General features: G+C 32.3%; 15 protein-coding genes and 1 other annotated feature. Of the genes, 11 read left to right on the top strand and 4 right to left on the bottom strand.

Annotation, left to right across the window (positions count from 1 at the left end):
* The first annotated feature begins 313 nt into the window (after window positions 1-313).
* From DMR38_RS17410 to yjfF, 7 genes are all read left to right on the top strand, one after another.
* Window positions 314-910, top strand: a complete 597-nt coding sequence (locus DMR38_RS17410) for a TetR/AcrR family transcriptional regulator (protein ID WP_175413052.1) — start codon at window positions 314-316, stop codon at window positions 908-910.
* A 207-nt stretch (window positions 911-1,117) separates the two neighbouring features.
* Window positions 1,118-1,660, top strand: a complete 543-nt coding sequence (locus tag DMR38_RS17405) for a flavodoxin domain-containing protein (RefSeq protein ID WP_175413051.1) — start codon at window positions 1,118-1,120, stop codon at window positions 1,658-1,660.
* A gap of 5 nt (window positions 1,661-1,665) precedes the next feature.
* Window positions 1,666-2,277, top strand: a complete 612-nt coding sequence (locus tag DMR38_RS17400; RefSeq protein ID WP_127722501.1) for a CDP-alcohol phosphatidyltransferase family protein — start codon at window positions 1,666-1,668, stop codon at window positions 2,275-2,277.
* Between the two features lie 759 nt (window positions 2,278-3,036).
* The gene (locus tag DMR38_RS17395; RefSeq protein WP_127722500.1) at window positions 3,037-4,029 is read left to right on the top strand and encodes an ABC transporter substrate-binding protein; all 993 of its coding nucleotides are present in this window, start codon (window positions 3,037-3,039) and stop codon (window positions 4,027-4,029) included.
* A gap of 78 nt (window positions 4,030-4,107) precedes the next feature.
* Entirely contained in the window at window positions 4,108-5,637 is a 1,530-nt protein-coding gene (locus tag DMR38_RS17390; protein WP_127722499.1) for a sugar ABC transporter ATP-binding protein, read from the top strand.
* A gap of 22 nt (window positions 5,638-5,659) precedes the next feature.
* Window positions 5,660-6,679 carry an ABC transporter permease gene (locus DMR38_RS17385; RefSeq protein WP_127724139.1) on the top strand — a complete coding sequence of 340 codons (1,020 nt, stop codon included), beginning with the start codon at window positions 5,660-5,662 and terminating at the stop codon, window positions 6,677-6,679.
* Entirely contained in the window at window positions 6,676-7,683 is a 1,008-nt protein-coding gene (gene yjfF, locus DMR38_RS17380) for a galactofuranose ABC transporter, permease protein YjfF (protein ID WP_127722498.1), read from the top strand. The genes DMR38_RS17385 and yjfF overlap by 4 nt, the downstream gene beginning before the upstream one ends.
* A gap of 77 nt (window positions 7,684-7,760) precedes the next feature.
* Here the strand turns inward: yjfF and DMR38_RS17375 are convergent, their stop codons facing one another.
* Together DMR38_RS17375 and DMR38_RS17370 are read right to left on the bottom strand one after the other, a co-directional pair.
* A complete protein-coding gene (locus DMR38_RS17375) occupies window positions 7,761-8,510 on the bottom strand; it encodes a DUF2812 domain-containing protein (RefSeq protein ID WP_127722497.1) in 750 nt (249 codons plus the stop codon).
* Window positions 8,511-8,513: 3 nt separating this feature from the next.
* Complete coding sequence (locus DMR38_RS17370; protein WP_127722496.1) at window positions 8,514-8,846, bottom strand: PadR family transcriptional regulator; 333 nt, start codon at window positions 8,844-8,846, stop codon at window positions 8,514-8,516.
* Between the two features lie 186 nt (window positions 8,847-9,032).
* On the opposite strand from DMR38_RS17370, the gene surE reads away from it, so the two are divergent.
* Together surE and DMR38_RS17360 are read left to right on the top strand one after the other, a co-directional pair.
* Entirely contained in the window at window positions 9,033-9,782 is a 750-nt protein-coding gene (gene surE / locus DMR38_RS17365) for a 5'/3'-nucleotidase SurE (protein ID WP_127722495.1), read from the top strand.
* Between the two features lie 31 nt (window positions 9,783-9,813).
* On the top strand, window positions 9,814-10,614 hold the full coding sequence (locus DMR38_RS17360) for an ABC transporter substrate-binding protein (protein ID WP_243124339.1): 801 nt from the start codon (window positions 9,814-9,816) through the stop codon (window positions 10,612-10,614).
* 181 nt (window positions 10,615-10,795) lie between these two features.
* On the opposite strand, the gene DMR38_RS17355 is transcribed toward DMR38_RS17360, so the two are convergent.
* Both DMR38_RS17355 and DMR38_RS17350 read right to left on the bottom strand, forming a co-directional pair.
* Window positions 10,796-12,169, bottom strand: coding sequence for an ISNCY family transposase (locus DMR38_RS17355; protein WP_127722494.1), 1,374 nt, complete (start codon window positions 12,167-12,169; stop codon window positions 10,796-10,798).
* 303 nt (window positions 12,170-12,472) lie between these two features.
* A complete protein-coding gene (locus DMR38_RS17350) occupies window positions 12,473-13,846 on the bottom strand; it encodes an ISNCY family transposase (protein ID WP_127720638.1) in 1,374 nt (457 codons plus the stop codon).
* Between the two features lie 203 nt (window positions 13,847-14,049).
* Window positions 14,050-14,261: a binding site (T-box leader), on the top strand.
* 83 nt (window positions 14,262-14,344) lie between these two features.
* Here DMR38_RS17350 and DMR38_RS17345 point away from each other — a divergent pair.
* Both DMR38_RS17345 and DMR38_RS17340 read left to right on the top strand, forming a co-directional pair.
* The gene (locus DMR38_RS17345; RefSeq protein WP_127722493.1) at window positions 14,345-16,993 is read left to right on the top strand and encodes a valine--tRNA ligase; all 2,649 of its coding nucleotides are present in this window, start codon (window positions 14,345-14,347) and stop codon (window positions 16,991-16,993) included.
* A gap of 97 nt (window positions 16,994-17,090) precedes the next feature.
* The gene (locus DMR38_RS17340; RefSeq protein WP_127722492.1) at window positions 17,091-18,437 is read left to right on the top strand and encodes a folylpolyglutamate synthase/dihydrofolate synthase family protein; all 1,347 of its coding nucleotides are present in this window, start codon (window positions 17,091-17,093) and stop codon (window positions 18,435-18,437) included.
* Window positions 18,438-18,768: the final 331 nt, after the last annotated feature.

The following is an 18,768-nucleotide window of genomic DNA, read 5'->3' as shown; positions in this document are numbered from 1 at the left end:
GACTCCACCTGATGCTTAGAAATCGTTATCCAGGGACATAGCTGCTCTTTACTCCCGCTTGGAGAAAAGCAGATGTCCCAAATTCTTTGATTTGGTGACAGTTGCTTTCACAGAGTGCGTGGGAGTATTAGAGCAGGTAGTCATCGGATAAGGGAAATAGTATTGCTTATGTTATGTAATAATTTTGGGATTTTTGTTAATTCATACTTTAGAATTAAAGGCAGTAGAATGAAAAAATGTTGACATACAAATTTTATAATGCTATCATATTACCAATGGTAGTTACCATTGGTAATAAGGACGGTGAATTAGAATGAAGGCTAATAAAAGTCAAATAACTAAAGAGATTATTTTAGAAAAAACTTTGCAGTTAGTAGATGAAAATGAGGGAATTAAAAATGTTACATTGAGAGATATAGCTAAAAATGTAGGATGTACGCATACAAACTTATATAACTATTTTGGCAGTTTAAGCGAAATATTTTGGGAAGCCTTGGGACAAGTATTGATCAAGATGATAAATTATTCAAGAGATAATTTAACTTTTAAAGATGATCCAGAAAAAGATTATTATGTGATCCTATCTAATTTTATTGATTTTTCATTAGATCACATTGGATTGTACAAACTTCTTCGGATGGAATCCATAGATGGAGAGCCTCCTAGTGAAGTAATGAACATAGTGACAAGTGCAAGAAAAGAATTTGATAAAAATATTTTAGAAGCAGCTAGGGGCAAGTTATCAGAAGAAAGGGCAAGCTTTGTAAGTGATGTATTTTTTGCTTACTTACACGGCGAAATTTCCCTATGGATTAACAAGCGGAGACTTAGGGTTAGTAAAGAAGACACTAAAGCTAAAATTTTGTCAAATCTCAAGCAGCTGTTTCAAGAATTAGTTATTAGAAAATAAACAGAGTTCTTGGTTTCAGGTGGAGCTTTTTTCTCCATCTGAAACTTAGAAATTGTTATCCAGGGGCGTAGCAGCCGTTATGCCCCACTTTATAAGAAAAGCAGATATCCCAAATCTTTGATTTGGTGATAGTCGCTTTCGCTGTGTGTGATGGGGGTATTACGGCTGGTAGCCATCGGATAAATTATGTTAAATGGAGGGATTACAATGAAAAAAGTACTGCAGGTTGTATTAATTTTGTTAGTTGTTATTATAGTGGGAACCATTTTATTTTTTAAGTGGGTAGTAAATGCTAATTCAATAGTTCATAAGAGTGATGAGAGAAAATTACTTTTAAGCAGCAGTAGTAAAAAAGCACTGGTTATTTATCAGCCATCAAGAACTAAGTTAACATCAACTATGGCAAGCACTATAGCAGAAACTTTGCAAAAATCAGGCTATGAAGTTACAATTAATTATCCATCTCAAGAATTAAACTATGACATTTCTAAATACGACGTACTTGTTTTTGGAACTCCTATTTATGTCGGAAAGTATTCAACGGTTCTGGAATCCTATATGAAGACAATTAAAGATTTTTCAAATAAAAGAGTGATGATATTTTCAACTGGTGGAGATAATAAGGTAACAAAAGAAATAGATCCCTTAGTACAATTAGCAAAGGGAGCAAACAAAGTTAAAGGTATAAAACTTTTAAAAGGACAAACAACTAAGGCAGCAGATGCAATAAAGAATTTAACTGGAGAGTAGAGATAATGAAAAAATATTTAAGGTATGCAGTTCCTAACTTCATTACTTTGCTAAGGGTAGTTTTAACAGGAATATTTACTTTGTTTTTGAATAAAAAGCTTGCTTTAGATGGAAATGATGAGTTATTTACTTATCTAGTAATGATTTTTTTTGCAATATATGTAACTGACTTTATAGACGGAAAAATTGCCAGGTATTTTAAATCAGTTTCAAGTTTTGGAAGTTTTCTTGATGTTTTAGCAGACTTTTTGTTTATATTGTGTGCTACAGGAATACTGATAAAATATAAACTTATTGCCTGGTGGTTTTTAATTGTAATAATAGCAAAGATCATAGATTTCTTTGTAACTTCTAAAATCATAAATAATTATAAATTAGGGGTAAAGGAAACTTTTGTATTTGATTTTATGGGAAGAGCAGCTGCTATTTCATTTTATATAATGCCTTTTATTGTACTTTGCATGAATGAATATTTAAATGGTAGATGTGTTTTTCAAGTCATGTTTTTAACATATATGAGCACAATCATCGCTCTAATATCCCTATTTCAGAGAATAATATTATGTATTCAAATTAAGAGAAGACAAGCTATGAAGCATGATGGTTCCACAATTTAACCCATGCATATAGGCTGTCCTTCTACCATATCATCTTTTACAACTCTTGTAGATAATGATCCAAAATCAACTTCAATTGTATATTTAATTGTCATTTTAAGGACCACATTTTCGTTTAGTTAATTGCGTTCAAATATGATGAAATATTTATTGTAATAAATGAAAATATAATTCATAGGTATAAATATATAATATATCTTATAATTTAATACTAATAAGGGCAAAATGGTCCAATATTTATACGAATAAATATTACTTATGCAATTATTTTTTAAGAATTTTTTATTTCAGTAAAAATATATGTATTTATTGAAATAATTATATTATCATAATATTCAATTAGAGTAATAAATAATAATATATGAAAATAATTGACATTTGTACCAATAAATATTATTATTATATTTAAGTAATCGCTTTCAAAACATTAATTGGTTGATTTCAAAAATGCAGGAGAAATATACAAAGAAATAATCCTAATTATATAAACAGATTTCTAAGTTTCAGGTGGAGTTTTTTCTCCATCTGAAACTTAGAAATTGTTATCTAGGGGCTTAGCAGCCGTTATTCCCAACTTTATAAGAAAAGCAGATATCCCAAATCTTTGATTTGGTGATAGTCGCTTGCACAGAGTGCGGCGGGAGTATTACGGCTGGCAGCCATCGGATAAAAAATTAAATTTTTACATATATGGTTTGGATGTTTTTATATATCCTGGGTTTTTTGAAATAAATATAAATATAATGGGGGGAAAGAAATATGAAATTTAAGAAGATTGCTGCTTTAGCAGCAACAGCAGTTTTAACAGTTGGTATATTTGCTGGATGCGGCGGCGGAAGTCAGCAGACAAGCTCATCAAATTCATCAAATAAGAAAAAGGTAATTGGTTTTGCACAAGTTGGAGCTGAAAGTGGTTGGAGAACAGCAGAAACTAGTTCCATTAAGGAAATTCCTAAATTAGATCCAAACTTTGAACTAAAGTTCTCTGATGGTCAGCAAAAACAGGAGAATCAAATAAAAGCTATAAGATCTTTTATAGCTGAAAAAGTTGATATAATTGCATTGGATCCTGTAGTAGAAACTGGTTGGGATACAGTATTGAAAGAAGCAAAAAATGCTAAAATACCAGTTGTTATAGTAGATAGAAATGTAAAAGTAGCAGATAATTCTCTTGTTACAGCTTTTCTTGGATCAGACATGGAAGAGGAAGGTAAGAGAGCAGCTAAAATTGTAATTGATAAATTTGGAAAAGATGCAAAGCTTAACATAGCAGAGCTGCAAGGTACTGTTGGATCAACAGCTATGATAGGACGTCAAAAAGGTTTCAATGAAACTATAAAAGATTGTCCAAACTATAAAATCATAAAATCACAAACAGGTGATTTTACTCGTGCAAAAGGTAAGGAAGTTATGGAAGCATTTTTGAAATCTGATGGAGATAAGATTAATGTTTTGTGGTCTCACAATGATGATATGGCAGTTGGAGCTATACAAGCTATAGAGGAATATGGTAAAAAACCAGGAAAAGATATTTTTATAGTTTCTGTTGATGGTATTAAAGATATGTTCAAATTAATGGCTGATGGAAAATCAAATGGTATAGTTGAGTGTAATCCTCTTTTAGGACCTCAATTGGTAGAAACTTCAAAACAGGTACTAAGTGGCAAACTTAAAGATAAAATTGTACACACTAAAGAGGGTGTATTTACTCAAGATCAAGCTAAAAAGGAATTACCTAATAGAAGATATTAAAATTATAAAATCATAATGTATGAATTGGATATTTCATATTCATACATTATGAAATTTTGATAAATGGGGGTGAATTTAATGGATGAAAGCGACATTGTTCTTAACATGGAAGGCATATGTAAATCTTTTCCTGGAGTTAAAGCTCTTTCTAATGTAGATTTTCAACTTAAAAAAGGTGAGATACATGCTCTTATGGGGGAAAATGGGGCAGGAAAGTCAACTTTAATTAAAGTGCTTACAGGGGTTTATGAAATAGATGAAGGAATCATAACTTTAAATGGAAAAAAAATTATAATTAAATCAACCCGTGATGCTCAGGAAAATGGGATAAGCACTGTTTATCAAGAAGTCAATTTGTGTCCAAACATTACTGTAGCTGAGAATATTTACATTGGAAGAGAACCAATGAAAAGGGGATTTATTGATTGGAATACCATGGATGAAAATGCATCAAAATTATTGGAAGAAAGATTAAATTTAAAAATAGATGTGAAAAAATTATTATCTAGTTATTCTGTTGCAATTCAACAAATGGTGGCTATAGCAAGAGCTGTAGATATATCAAGTGGAATATTAATACTTGATGAACCTACGTCTAGTTTGGATAGTAATGAAGTTAAACAGTTATTTAGTATTATGAGAAAGTTAAAATCTGAAGGCATGTCAATTGTGTTTGTAACTCACTTCATAGATCAGGTTTATGAAATTTCAGATAGAATAACAATACTTAGAAATGGAGAATTGGTTGGAACTTATGCTGTAAAAGATTTACCTCAAATGGATCTAATTTCGAAGATGATAGGAAAAAAGTACGAAGAAATGGTAAAAGAAAATAAACAATTATCTCGTGACTATTATAATAAGAAAGATAAAAATTTGATAGAAACCAAACAATTTGGCAAAAAAGGAACTATAGATTCTTTTAGCATGAATATAAAAAAGGGTGAAGTACTTGGACTAGCAGGACTTTTAGGCTCTGGAAGAACTGAATGTGCTAAATTGTTGTTTGGTATAGATAAATCAGATCATGGAACATTGATCATTGATGGTAAGGAATATTCATATATTTATCCTCAAAAAGCTATTCAGGAAGGTTTAGGACTTTGTCCGGAAGATAGAAAAGCAGCAGGCATAGTTGGAGAACTAACTATAAGAGAAAATATAATTTTGGCCCTGCAATCTATTAAAGGAATATTTAAATACATTCCAATGAAAAAGCAGCAGGAAATTGCTGAAAAGTATGTTAAACTCCTAAATATTAAAACCCCTAGTATAGAGCAGAGAATTGACAATTTGAGTGGTGGAAATCAACAAAAGGTTATACTGGCAAGATGGCTTGCCACAAATCCTCAAATTTTAATTTTAGACGAACCTACAAGAGGTATCGATGTAGGTGCTAAGGATGAAATAAAAAAATTAATTATAAAGCTGGCAAAAAAAGGCATGTCAATTATATTTATATCTTCCGAACTCTCAGAAATAGAAAGCTGCTGCGATAGGGTGCTCGTACTTAGAGATAGAAAAATTATAGGGGAGTTAGCAGGAGAAGAGGTACAAGAATCTAATATACTTAAGACTATTGCGGAAGGAGGCAATATTAGTGCATAATACTAAAACTTCCAATATATTTATGAAATTTTATCATATGCAGATATTTTGGCCGTTAGCAGCATTAATTGCGCTGCTTTTATTGAATTTTTTAGTAAGACCAGGTTTTCTTAATATAACAATTAGGGATGGACACTTATTTGGAAATGTAATAGATATACTTAATCATTCAGCGCCACTTATATTAATATCTTTAGGTATGACAATAGTTATTGCCACCCAAGGAATAGATATTTCTGTTGGATCTATAATTGCTATAAGTGCTTCCGCTTCTGCAACAGTTATAGTTGGAGGTGGTTCTGTTCCAGAGGCAGTGTTATCAGGAGCAATAGTAGGAGTACTTTGTGGAATATGGAATGGTTTCTTGGTAGCTTATATTGAAATTCAACCCATGGTTGCTACCCTTATTCTATACATAGTTGGAAGAGGTATAGCCCAACTTATTACAGGTGGCCAAATACTAACATTTACTAATAAGTCATTTATTTTTATAGGAACAGGATATATTTTTTTACCTGTGGCAATAATTATTGCTGCTGTAATTGTTTTTGCAATTTATTTACTTATTAGAAAAACAGCATTAGGTTTATTTGTTGAATCTATAGGTGTAAATAGCAGTGCCAGCAAATACTGTGGTATAAGGGCACGAAAAGTTATTTTCTCATTGTATATTATATCTGGTATTCTAGCAGGTATTGCAGGCATTATTTTATGCTCTAACATAAAGAGTGCAGATGCAAACAATGTAGGATTGTGGATGGAATTAGATGCTATATTAGCTACTGTTATTGGAGGAACCTCTATGGCAGGTGGTAGATTTTATTTAGGAGGAACAGTAGTAGGAGCAATATTTATACAAGCCTTAACAACAACCATTTATAGTATGGGAGTGGCTCCAGAAATTACTCTTGTAGTTAAAGCCATAGTAGTTATAATAGTTTGTATTATACAATCTGAGGCATTTAGAAAAATGCTAGTAAGAAAGAAATCAAAAAATAATACAACTAAAAGTAAACCTGAAAAAGAGGTGGCTCGTGTATGATAAAAGGGTTAACTAATAAGAAGAAGATTTTAAAATTGAATTCATCATTTATTTCGATTTACGCTACAATTGGTTTGTTTATAGTATTATTTCTAATTGGATCTGTTATGTTTAGTGGATTTTTTTCAGGACAAGTATTAGCAAACCTTTTTATAGATAATGCTTATTTAATAGTTTTAGCTATTGGCCAGACTTTTGTTATTATTACAGGTGGAATAGATCTTTCTGTAGGTTCTATGATAGCTTTTATAAGTATGATTACTGCAAGTTTATTGCAAAATGGAGTTAATCCATTTTTGGTTATGATTTTTGTTTTAATTGTAGGTATTGTATTTGGAACAGTTCAGGGGATATTAGTAGAAAAATTTGATCTTCATCCATGGATTGTAACATTAGCAGGTATGTTCTTTGCACGAGGCTCAAGTTATGTTATAAGTATAAATACTATAAGTATTAAAAATCCGGTATTTACTGCTATTTCAGGAGTTAGAATACCCATTGGGCCAGGTGTAGCGATATCTATTAATGTAATTGTTAGTTTGATAGTAGCTGCAGTTGCTATATTTGTATTAAAGTATACAAGGTTTGGTAGAACCGTATATGCAATTGGCGGAAATGAAAATTCAGCTATGCTTATGGGTCTAAATACTGGAAAAGTTAAAATTCTTGTTTATACTGTATCTGGTTTTTGTTCTTCTTTAGCTGGACTGTTATTTACTTTATATACACTATCCGGTTACGGTTTACATTGTATGGGAACGGAGATGGATGCTATTGCAGCTTGTGTAATAGGAGGAATATTACTAACAGGAGGATCAGGATATCCTATAGGACCTGTATTTGGTGTTTTAACTATGGGTATAATTCAAAGCCTTATAATGTTTCAAGGAAATCTTAATTCTTGGTGGACAAAGATTGCAGTAGGAATGCTGCTATTTATATTTATTGCACTTCAGAGAATTATTGTTATTAGAGAAGAAAAGAAAAAGGTTGTTATAAGCTGATGAGTTTTATATTTAAAGTTAGGATAAAATAAAAGGTGTTCAATTCATAATTGTTCACCTTTTATTTGGTTTATTTTTTATTTTACGAACATACTTAATAGACAAGTTATGAAAGCAATTAGACCAATTAACAAAAACGCTGCTATGCTTATAATTATAATGTTAAATAGACTTAAAAGGAACAGAGATATTACTAATATAGGTGCAATTGCTGCTAATGTATCTAATAATTTTTTTAATGTTTTATGATTTACATGAGTTGAAGAACCATCCTTAATTCTATTTAATGTAGTGTAATAAGATATACAAGGTAGTCCTGTAACAATAGTTATTATTAATGTTATTATTAATGTAGGTATTAAAATAATACCCCCAATTTTTATATATATGTGAGGTATATAATTATATTTAGCAAGTGATAATAAAATAATAAATAAAATAGAGCATACAATAAGGAATAAAAATGATGGCACTGCGATTTTTTTAGTTAATTTATACTGGCTTATATATTTTTCTGATTTGGTATCACTGTCTGTATAAATTGGTTTTGTATCTTCAGGGGCACTGAATATATGCATTGAATTTGATGCAGAACATATATGATTCCATCCTGCTTCTTTAAAGTACGAAAAGTATTCTTCATCTGCATTATATCTATAATCTAGAGAATATTGCAGTTTTTCAGGTTTAGCTTTTTTAAGTTTGTATCCCATAAAGCTAAATTTATATAAAACCCAGCCTTTGCTTGCATAATCAGAGAGCATTTCCATTTCTTCTTCTTCTCCAAAAGCTACTCCTTTGCTCATGACATATTTTGTGTTGGACATATACTATAACATCTCCTCGCTATTAAAGATTTCTTCTGCAATTTGAACCATCTTACGTTTCCTTCCAACTTCATTTTTTAGAAATTGAATACCTTTATCTGTAGCAATATAAACTTTTTTTTGATCTGATTCCTCTGTAAGTTTTATGAGTTTTGCATCAAGAAGTTTTTTTATACTTGTATATAAAGATGCAGGACCTATTGAAAACTTGCCTTCTGACATTTTCTCAACTGATTTCATAATCAAATAGCCGTGCTTTGGTTTTATTAAAGATAGCAAAATATAATAGTATGCGTCTGTAAGTTCACCCATTTCCAAAGAATTGTTTCTAGCCATTTTTACCTCCTGTATATCATTTAATGACATATCATTTAATATACTATATCATTTAATGATATATATGTCAACAGATATAAAAATAGTTTTAAATTATTATTTTTTATTTATTTCTACATTTAATTTTCTGTATTTGTAGTAGAATAGTTTTAAATGATCAATTTATATAAGTGTGGAGGCTAATTTATGAAATTATTATTGACCAACGACGATGGAGTTAATGCAAAAGGAATATATGCATTAGCTAAAGAATTAGAAAAAAAGCATGAAGTGATAATTGTTGCGCCGGATGTTGAAAAAAGTGCCAGCAGTCATTCTATAACAGTAAGAGATCCTTTATTTGTCAAACAAGTGAAGCTTGAAGGAATAAAATCGAAAGCCTACAGCGTCACTGGTACACCTGCAGATTGTGTAAAGATTGCAATAGATAAAATTGTAGATGGAAATATAGATATGGTGTTATCTGGAATAAATAATGGATTGAATATTGGATTGGACGTATTGTATTCTGGTACGGTTTCTGCAGCTATTGAGGCTGCTATTAATAAAATACCTTCACTGGCTGCATCTATGGAAGTTGAAGATGGAGTTGAAGGAGAATATGAGGATGCAGCAAAATGTGTTTCAGAAGTGCTGGAAAAGCTTGAAGATAAATATATGAAAGATGATGTTGTATTTAATTTAAATATGCCTATGAATATAAAAAAAGGAATTAAAGTATGCAAAATTGGTGAAAGAGGATATACTGGTTATTTTATAGAGGTGGATTCCAAAGATGAGGGAAGGACTTTTCAATTAAAAGGTAAGATGAGTGATTCTCTTGTTATTGACACAGATGGATATTTTATAAAACAAGGTTATGTTACTTTAACACCACTTCACTATGATCTTACTAATTTTAAACTGCTTAAACAGGTTGATAAAGTTTTTAATTAATAAAAAATAGATAAAAACTTGTGTTTTTGTAATGGTAGCAGATAAAACTATGCAGCAGGTACTTAGTAAAAGTTGTGATATTGGATTTTGTGGGCCGGAGCAGACAATATATATATATAACCAGAAAAGAAAGGATTACCCCGTACTGTTTGCACAACTTACAACTACAGATGGTTCTTTTTTAGTTGGTAGAAAAGCCGAAAAAAACTTTGATTGGAAATCTGTAAAAGGTAAAAGTATAATTGGGGGAAGACCTGGCGGAGTTCCCGAAATGGCTCTGGAGTACGTATTGCAGAAAAATGGAATTCAACCTGGAAAAGACGTTAACTTGATAACTAATATTGCTTATACTGCAACAGGAGGAGCTTTTAAAGCGAAAACAGGAGATTATGTTGCACTTTTTGAACCAACAGCTAGTATGCTTGAAAAAGATAAAACTGGATACGTAGTTGCTTCAGTAGGTAAATCTGCTGGTGTACTTCCATATACCTGTTATTTTTCAACTAAATCATATATGGAAAAGAATCCACAGACTATTCAGAAATTTACAAGTGCAATTCATCAAGGACAAATATGGGTTCAAAAACATAGTGATAAAGAAGTGGCTGAAGCTATAAAATCATTTTTCCCTGGAACAGATGAAGATATCTTGATTTCTGTAGTGAAAAATTATAGGGCTATAAATGCTTATGCGACTACTCCAGTTATAAAGCAGCAGGATTTAAACAGACTTGTGGATATAATACAAAACTATAAACCTAGTTTAATACCTTCAAGACCAGACTTTAACAAGATAGTTAATAACTCTTTTGCAGAAAAAGCTATTAAATAACTTATAGCATTTCAAAATGAAAACAAAATTTCTGTCAACTAATTTTGAAAATGTCCCAAAAAGTTTTAATTATTAGCACCAGCAATAGCTGGTGCTTTGTTACGCTTATAACATTATTTTTAGGTATAGCAAACACATCCATCAACTTAAAGTTTTTTAAGTAAAAGGGCTTTTTAGTTCTTTAAGCTATGTTTTCTTTTTGTCTATGAGCCTGCTTATTGCAATAATGTTCAAATGAAGCCTGCTTCCATGGGTGACTCATTGGCGGTATATAGTGTTTCTTTGGAGTTTTTGAGGTCTTCGCAAGATCAAAATTTTTTGATGAAGGAACATGATCCGGAAGCAATTCAAGTGCATAAACTTTTTCGTTTGCACAAAAATATAGATCATTGTTAAATGCCTTTATTACTATACCGCAGGTACCTTTATGGTAATATACTGGGTGACCATTAGCATCTACTGGAAGATAATATCCTTTATTGTATTTTACACAACTCCCATTGTCTACTTTCCTACTAGCAAGTACACCAAGAATTAAATTGATTTTCTCAATATCAGGTTGCGTTTCGAATACAGATTTGATATTATCAACAGGTAAAGCAAATCGAGCATTGAATTTTTTTATGTAGGAATTTAAAAATTCATTTGCCTGCTCAATCGTGCTTATACCAGCTAAACGCAATTCGATAGGAAGTCGTGATTGCAGTGTTTGAAACATTCGTTCCACACGCCCCTTGGCTTGTGGAATGCTGCTGGTTTTAATCTCAATTCCTAACTGCTTGCAGGCATAACCGAATTGGGTAAAAGTGTCCTCTTCGATAGAAGGGGATTTCTTTTGTTTATACTCAAAAACTGTACGCCTATCGGTGTAAAACATATAAGGAATACCATAGGTTTTCAATATTTGCTCAAGTACATGGTAATATCCATTTAGCGTTTCTTGAACATCGAAATAAGCACCTACAATAGCACCTGTGGCATCATCTACAGCTATATGAAGCTGACTTTTTTCTCCACCAAACCAAGGATGAAGAGAAGCATCCATCTGAAGCATTTCTCCAAAGTAGGCACATCTCGGACGCCTAGGATGAGCATCTTCGATAGCAAGAATAGAACTTTGAATAACACTAGCCTGCTTTTTTGACTTTGTAGATTTTTGCATATCTTTAAGTTTAGTGTATAGAGCCTTCTTAGAAGAACGGTTTGCCTTAGGAGACAGGATGAATTCCTGCAAAAGGATGGAACGTATAGTGTTTGATGAAACTTTGATTCCTTCAAATTCTTTTAAGAGTTCTGAAAAATGAGTTAAATTGGTGCCTTCATATTTTGTTCGATATAAGTCAACAATAGTCTGTTTTGTAGAATTATCTAAAGCATGGACAGGTTTTTTACCACGATTTCCATGTATAAAAAAGGCTTTTCCCTGCTCTTTATACCCTTTAATCATTCTGTTAATGTGCCTAACAGTACAGTTAATCTGTACAGCAGCTCTTTGCTTGTTACCATTGCTTTCTACTAATTTCTTGATTATGTTATATTTTGCATTCTCATTCATTGTTAAAACTACCTTTCTGATTTTGTCCACCTCACTTCTTAGTCATGAGGTTTTATTATACTATAAACTTATTTATTTGGGACATAATCAAATGCGGTATACTAAGACATTATCACAATTCAATCATAGCATTTCGAAATGAAAATAAAATTTCTGTCAACTAATTTTGAAAATGTCCCAAAAAGTTTTAATTATTAGCACCAGCAATAGCTGGTGCTTTGTTACGCTTATAACATTATTTTTAGGTATAGCAAACACATCCATCAACTTAAAGTTTTTTAAGTAAAAGGGCTTTTTAGTTCTTTAAGCTATGTTTTCTTTTTGTCTATGAGCCTGCTTATTGCAATAATGTTCAAATGAAGCCTGCTTCCATGGGTGACTCATCGGCGGTATATAGTGTTTCTTTGGAGTTTTTGAGGTCTTCGCAAGATCAAAATTTTTTGATGAAGGAACATGATCTGGAAGCAATTCAAGTGCATAAACTTTTTCGTTTGCACAAAAATATAGATCATTGTTAAATGCCTTTATTACTATACCGCAGGTACCTTTATGGTAATATACTGGGTGACCATTAGCATCTACTGGAAGATAATATCCTTTATTGTATTTTACACAACTCCCATTGTCTACTTTCCTACTAGCAAGTACACCAAGAATTAAATTGATTTTCTCAATATCAGGTTGCGTTTCGAATACAGATTTGATATTATCAACAGGTAAAGCAAATCGAGCATTGAATTTTTTTATGTAGGAGTTTAAAAATTCATTTGCCTGCTCAATCGTGCTTATACCAGCTAAACGCAATTCGATAGGAAGTCGTGATTGCAGTGTTTGAAACATTCGTTCCACACGCCCCTTGGCTTGTGGAATGCTGCTGGTTTTAATCTCAATTCCTAACTGCTTGCAGGCATAACCGAATTGGGTAAAAGTGTCCTCTTCGATAGAAGGGGATTTCTTTTGTTTATACTCAAAAACTGTACGCCTATCGGTGTAAAACATATAAGGAATACCATAGGTTTTCAATATTTGCTCAAGTACATGGTAATATCCATTTAGCGTTTCTTGAACATCGAAATAAGCACCTACAATAGCACCTGTGGCATCATCTACAGCTATATGAAGCTGACTTTTTTCTCCACCAAACCAAGGATGAAGAGAAGCATCCATCTGAAGCATTTCTCCAAAGTAGGCACATCTCGGACGCCTAGGATGAGCATCTTCGATAGCAAGAATAGAACTTTGAATAACACTAGCCTGCTTTTTTGACTTTGTAGATTTTTGCATATCTTTAAGTTTAGTGTATAGAGCCTTCTTAGAAGAACGTTTTGCCTTAGGAGACAGGATGAATTCCTGCAAAAGGATGGAACGTATAGTGTTTGATGAAACTTTGATTCCTTCAAATTCTTTTAAGAGTTCTGAAAAATGAGTTAAATTGGTGCCTTCATATTTTGTTCGATATAAGTCAACAATAGTCTGTTTTGTAGAATTATCTAAAGCATGGACAGGTTTTTTACCACGATTTCCATGTATAAAAAAGGCTTTTCCCTGCTCTTTATACCCTTTAATCATTCTGTTAATGTGCCTAACAGTACAGTTAATCTGTACAGCAGCTCTTTGCTTGTTACCATTGCTCTCTACTAATTTCTTGATTATGTTATATTTTGCATTCTCATTCATTGTTAAAACTACCTTTCTGATTTTGTCCACCTCACTTCTTAGTCATGAGGTTTTATTATACTATAAACTTATTTATTTGGGACATAATCAAATGCGGTATACTAAGACATTATCACAATTCAATCATAAGCATTTCGAAATGAAAATAAAATTTCTTGACAGGTTAAAAAATAACGTTATAATAGAACTATATAAATTTGAATTTGTTAACTGTGAAAAAGAGGATTAGAGATAATGGAGTATAAAGAGAGGAAAATCTGTTAGTTGAGAGGTTTTCTATATGGATTATCTTGAAGGTAGCTTTGGAGTTTCTTTGCTGAAATAACAGTAGGTAAAGACGGTTTTCTTAATCGTTATTTTTTAAGAGCCTGTATTTACAGGAAAAAAGGTGGTAACGCGGGTCTTCGTCCTTTATGGATGAAGGCTTTTTTGATTTAAGAATGTAAATACTTGAATTGGTATTAATATTAGAATATCTAATAATTAGGAGGAGATTTGATGGCACAAAAGAAAGAAATGGCAACTACTTATAACCCAAAAGAATTTGAAGACAGACTTTATGATCTTTGGCAAGAAAAAGGATATTTTACACCCAAAGCAGATAAAAATAAAAAATCGTATACAATAGTAATACCACCTCCAAATATCACAGGAAAATTGCACCTTGGACACGCGCTGGATGATACTATACAGGACATAATAATAAGAACAAAGAGAATGCAGGGCTACAGTACACTATGGCTTCCGGGTGAAGATCATGCAAGTATTGCAACTGAGGTAAAAGTTGAAAAAGAACTCTTGAAGAAGGGAATAGAAAAAAAGAAAATAGGAAGAGAAAAGTTCCTTGAAGAAACCTGGGATTGGAGTAATGAATACAGGGGCAGAATAAGAAACCAGGTAAAGAAGCTTGGTTGCTCTGCAGATTTTACAAGAGAGCGATTTACTATGGATGAAGGCCTCAATAAGGCAGTAAAAAAGTTCTTTGTAAAACTATATAATGATGGCCTTATATATCAGGGAAACAGGATAATAAACTGGTGTCCTAAGTGTCAGACAGCTATATCCGATGCGGAAATCGAGTATGAAGAGCAGCAGGGACATTTTTGGCACATAAAATATAAGATTGTAGGCAGTGACGAATATCTTGAAATTGCAACTACAAGACCTGAAACAATGTTTGGAGATACAGCCATTGCAGTTAATCCTAAGGATGAAAGATATAAGCATTTAGTAGGAAAGAAAGCTATACTTCCAATTATAAATAGGGAAATACCTATAGTTGAGGATGACTATGTAGACATGGAGTTTGGTACTGGAGCGGTTAAGATAACACCAGCCCATGATCCTAATGACTATCATGTAGGAAAGAGACATAACCTTCCTGAAATAATAGTAATGAATGAAGATGGAACTATAAAATTACCTGGGACAAAATATGATGGACTCGATAGATATGAAGCTAGAAAGTTAGTAGTAGAAGATTTGGATAAGCAGGGATATTTGGTTAAAATCAAAGAACATGCACATAATGTAGGATGTCATGACAGATGTGGTACTACTATCGAACCTATGCTTTCAAAGCAGTGGTTTGTGAAAATGAAATCACTGGCAGAACCTGCTGTTAAAGTTGTAAAAGATAAAAAAGTTAAATTTATACCTGAAAGATTTGAAAAGACTTATTTCAACTGGATGGAAAATATTCAGGATTGGTGTATTTCAAGACAGCTCTGGTGGGGACATAGAATTCCTGTTTGGTACTGTAAAGACTGCGGTGAAGTTATAGTAACAGATGGAGAAGCTACGAAATGTCCAAAGTGTGGTTCAACTAACTTAGAGCAGGATAAAGATGTACTGGATACCTGGTTTAGTTCTGCACTATGGCCTTTCTCAACACTTGGATGGCCAGATAAGACAGAGGATTTGAAATGCTTCTACCCTAACAATACTCTTGTTACAGGATACGACATAATATTCTTCTGGGTTGCAAGGATGATATTCTCAGGTCTTTACTGTATGGACGATATTCCTTTTGAAAATGTACTTATACACGGTATCGTAAGGGATTCTCAAGGAAGAAAAATGTCAAAATCACTTGGAAATGGTGTAGATCCAATAGAGGTAATAGAACAATATGGAGCAGATGCTCTTAGATTTACGCTTATTACAGGAAATGCACCAGGAAATGACATAAGGTATTATTCAGAAAGAGTTGAAGCATCTAGAAATTTTGCAAATAAAATATGGAATGCTTCAAGATTTGTACTTATGAACATAGATGAAGATTTGATGAATAAGTATAAAGACTGCAAAGATTACAGTGGTGCAGATAGATGGATAATGTCTAAATTAAATACTCTTGTAAAAGAAGTTACAGACAACATAGAAAAATTTGAACTTGGAATAGCTTCTCAGAAATTATATGATTTTATATGGGGAGAATTATGTGATTGGTATATAGAACTTGTTAAACCTGTTATGTATGGTGAGGATGAAAAAGCCAAGGGTGTGGCATACAACGTGTTAAACAATGTATTATCTACAAGTTTGCAGCTATTACATCCTGTAATGCCTTTCATAACTGAGGAAATATATACTCACCTTTATACAGAGTATGAATCTATAACTATATCGAAATGGCCAGAATATGATGAAAGCCTGAAGGATTTAAAGGCAGAAAAAGATATGGAATATATTATAGAGGCTATTAGAGAAATAAGAAATATTAGAACAGAAATGAATGTACCATTTTCCAGAAAAGCAAAAATCATGGTTCATGTAGCTGAAAAAGATGCATATGAAGCTTTTCAAAATGGAGAAGATTATTTCAAAAAATTAGCTTCTGCTAGTGAAGTTGAATTTTTAAAAGATAAAAATGATGCACCAAAGAATATAGTATCTGCAGTAACTAGGGGAGCAGAATTATTCATTCCACTTTTTGATCTGGTAGATATGGATAAGGAAATTGAGAGACTTAATAAGGAAAAGAAAAAATTAGAAGGAGAAATAAAGAGAGTAGAAAACAAACTTTCAAATGAAAAGTTTGTTTCCAAGGCACCAGAAACTGTAGTAAATGCAGAAAGAGAAAAAGGTGACAAATACAGAGAAATGCTGAATACTGTAGTTGAAAGATTGGAAAATATAAAATAGAATTTAATTTAGATGGGGTTTAAACTCCATCTAAATTAAATTTAACTTATCCAGAGACGCAGTCATGGGATAAAATAAAGTATGGGGGTGTGTTACTATGAATTATGATGAAGCAATCGAGTACATAGAAACTACTGCTAAGTTCGGGAGTAACTACGGACTTGATAGAACACAAAAAATGCTGGAGCTTTTAGGTAACCCACAGAAGAAAATAAAGACAATACATGTGGCAGGTACCAATGGTAAGGGCTCTATTACTGCAATGATAAACAGAATACTAATGCAAGCTGGATTTGAGGTAGGTATGTACACTTCACCTTATTTAGAGGTATTTGAAGAGAGAATCCAGATAAATGGTACTAACATACCTAGAGATGATTTGAGCAGGGTAGTAACCAAGGTATCAGAAACTGTTAAAAAGGTTATCAAGCTTGGATATGAAAATCCTACTGAATTTGAAATAATTACCTGTGCAATGTTCTATTATTTTTATGAAAAGAAAGTTGATATAGCCATAATTGAAGTGGGTCTTGGAGGGAGACTTGATGCTACAAATGTTATGGAACCATTTTCAAAAGAAGAAGATGGAGGAGTATTACTTAGCATAATTGCCTCTATAAGCTATGATCATATGCAGATACTAGGTGATACTTTGGCTAAGATAGCTCATGAAAAGGCAGGAATAGTTAAGCCGGGTATACCCGTAATACTTTATCCTGAAGAAAAAGAGGCAGAAGAAGCTATAGAAAAGGTATGCAGTGAAAGGGGAAGCACACTTATAAAGGTTCCTTGTGATTGTGTAGAGTCTGAAGATCAGGAAAAAATCAACAATAACAGTAAAGAATATGTGCAAAAGATAAAGGTACATACAAAAAAAGAAGATTACCATATTGAGTTATCTCTTTTAGGTAGACATCAGCTTACAAATTGTGCTTGTGCCCTATTTGCTATAGAGGAATTGTCTAGATATGGATTTCATATAGATAAGCAGACTATATTAAAAGCACTTTCTAATGTGAAGTGGATTGGAAGACTTGAAGTAATGCATCGTAAGCCACTAGTTGTAATAGATGGGGCACACAATAGAGAAGGAATTTCCATGCTGAGGAAAAACTTGTGCACCTATTTTAACTACAATAAGATGATACTTATACTGGGTATACTAGCGGATAAAGAAGTTGAAGTAATGGTAAAAACTATTGTTCCTTTAGCGGAGAGGGTAATAGCCGTTACCCCAAACAATACAAGAGCTGAAAATTCAAAAGAGTTAAAAAGTGTCATAGAAAAATATAACTCCAAATGTGAAGCCTTGGATAGTTATGAAGAGGCTTACGAAAAGGCACTTTCCTACTGCAGCGAAGATGATATCTTATTAATATCTGGTTCTCTTTATATGATAGGCGACATGAGAAAAATTATAAGAAAGCACAATAAAAGCAAATAATCACTATAGAGTTTCTAGATTGAAAGTTAACTTATACAAAGCATGTAATGACAAATTTTAGCACCATAAAAACTTTTGACAAGTCTAAAGCTTGGCATTTTGAAAATCTAAGAACCTCAGATAAACTCGTACCTCAAACATATCTAAGCTCCTAAGATTTTCTAAAATGCCTCGCTAAGACTTATGGAAAAGTTTTTAAAGGTGCTTTCAATTTTGTCATTACTTTTACGTATAAGATTAAATTTCAATTAGAAATCTTATATAGATTTAGATTTATATGGGCATTCTAACTTAAAAATCAACTTATACGTAGGCATATTTTTACAATAAT

Origin of the sequence: Clostridium sp. AWRP, from assembly GCF_004006395.2 — a bacterium.
In the GTDB taxonomy this organism is placed as follows: domain Bacteria; phylum Bacillota; class Clostridia; order Clostridiales; family Clostridiaceae; genus Clostridium_B.
This window is presented reverse-complemented; position numbering and strand designations above follow the sequence as displayed.

Coding starts and splice junctions, on each gene's coding strand:
- DMR38_RS17410 (WP_175413052.1), top strand. CDS start 314: ATGAAGGCTAATAAAAGTCAAATAACTAAAGAGATTATTTTAGAAAAA.
- DMR38_RS17405 (WP_175413051.1), top strand. CDS start 1,118: ATGAAAAAAGTACTGCAGGTTGTATTAATTTTGTTAGTTGTTATTATA.
- DMR38_RS17400 (WP_127722501.1), top strand. CDS start 1,666: ATGAAAAAATATTTAAGGTATGCAGTTCCTAACTTCATTACTTTGCTA.
- DMR38_RS17395 (WP_127722500.1), top strand. CDS start 3,037: ATGAAATTTAAGAAGATTGCTGCTTTAGCAGCAACAGCAGTTTTAACA.
- DMR38_RS17390 (WP_127722499.1), top strand. CDS start 4,108: ATGGATGAAAGCGACATTGTTCTTAACATGGAAGGCATATGTAAATCT.
- DMR38_RS17385 (WP_127724139.1), top strand. CDS start 5,660: ATGAAATTTTATCATATGCAGATATTTTGGCCGTTAGCAGCATTAATT.
- yjfF (WP_127722498.1), top strand. CDS start 6,676: ATGATAAAAGGGTTAACTAATAAGAAGAAGATTTTAAAATTGAATTCA.
- DMR38_RS17375 (WP_127722497.1), bottom strand. CDS start 8,510: ATGTCCAACACAAAATATGTCATGAGCAAAGGAGTAGCTTTTGGAGAA.
- DMR38_RS17370 (WP_127722496.1), bottom strand. CDS start 8,846: ATGGCTAGAAACAATTCTTTGGAAATGGGTGAACTTACAGACGCATAC.
- surE (WP_127722495.1), top strand. CDS start 9,033: ATGAAATTATTATTGACCAACGACGATGGAGTTAATGCAAAAGGAATA.
- DMR38_RS17360 (WP_243124339.1), top strand. CDS start 9,814: ATGGTAGCAGATAAAACTATGCAGCAGGTACTTAGTAAAAGTTGTGAT.
- DMR38_RS17355 (WP_127722494.1), bottom strand. CDS start 12,169: ATGAATGAGAATGCAAAATATAACATAATCAAGAAATTAGTAGAAAGC.
- DMR38_RS17350 (WP_127720638.1), bottom strand. CDS start 13,846: ATGAATGAGAATGCAAAATATAACATAATCAAGAAATTAGTAGAGAGC.
- DMR38_RS17345 (WP_127722493.1), top strand. CDS start 14,345: ATGGCACAAAAGAAAGAAATGGCAACTACTTATAACCCAAAAGAATTT.
- DMR38_RS17340 (WP_127722492.1), top strand. CDS start 17,091: ATGAATTATGATGAAGCAATCGAGTACATAGAAACTACTGCTAAGTTC.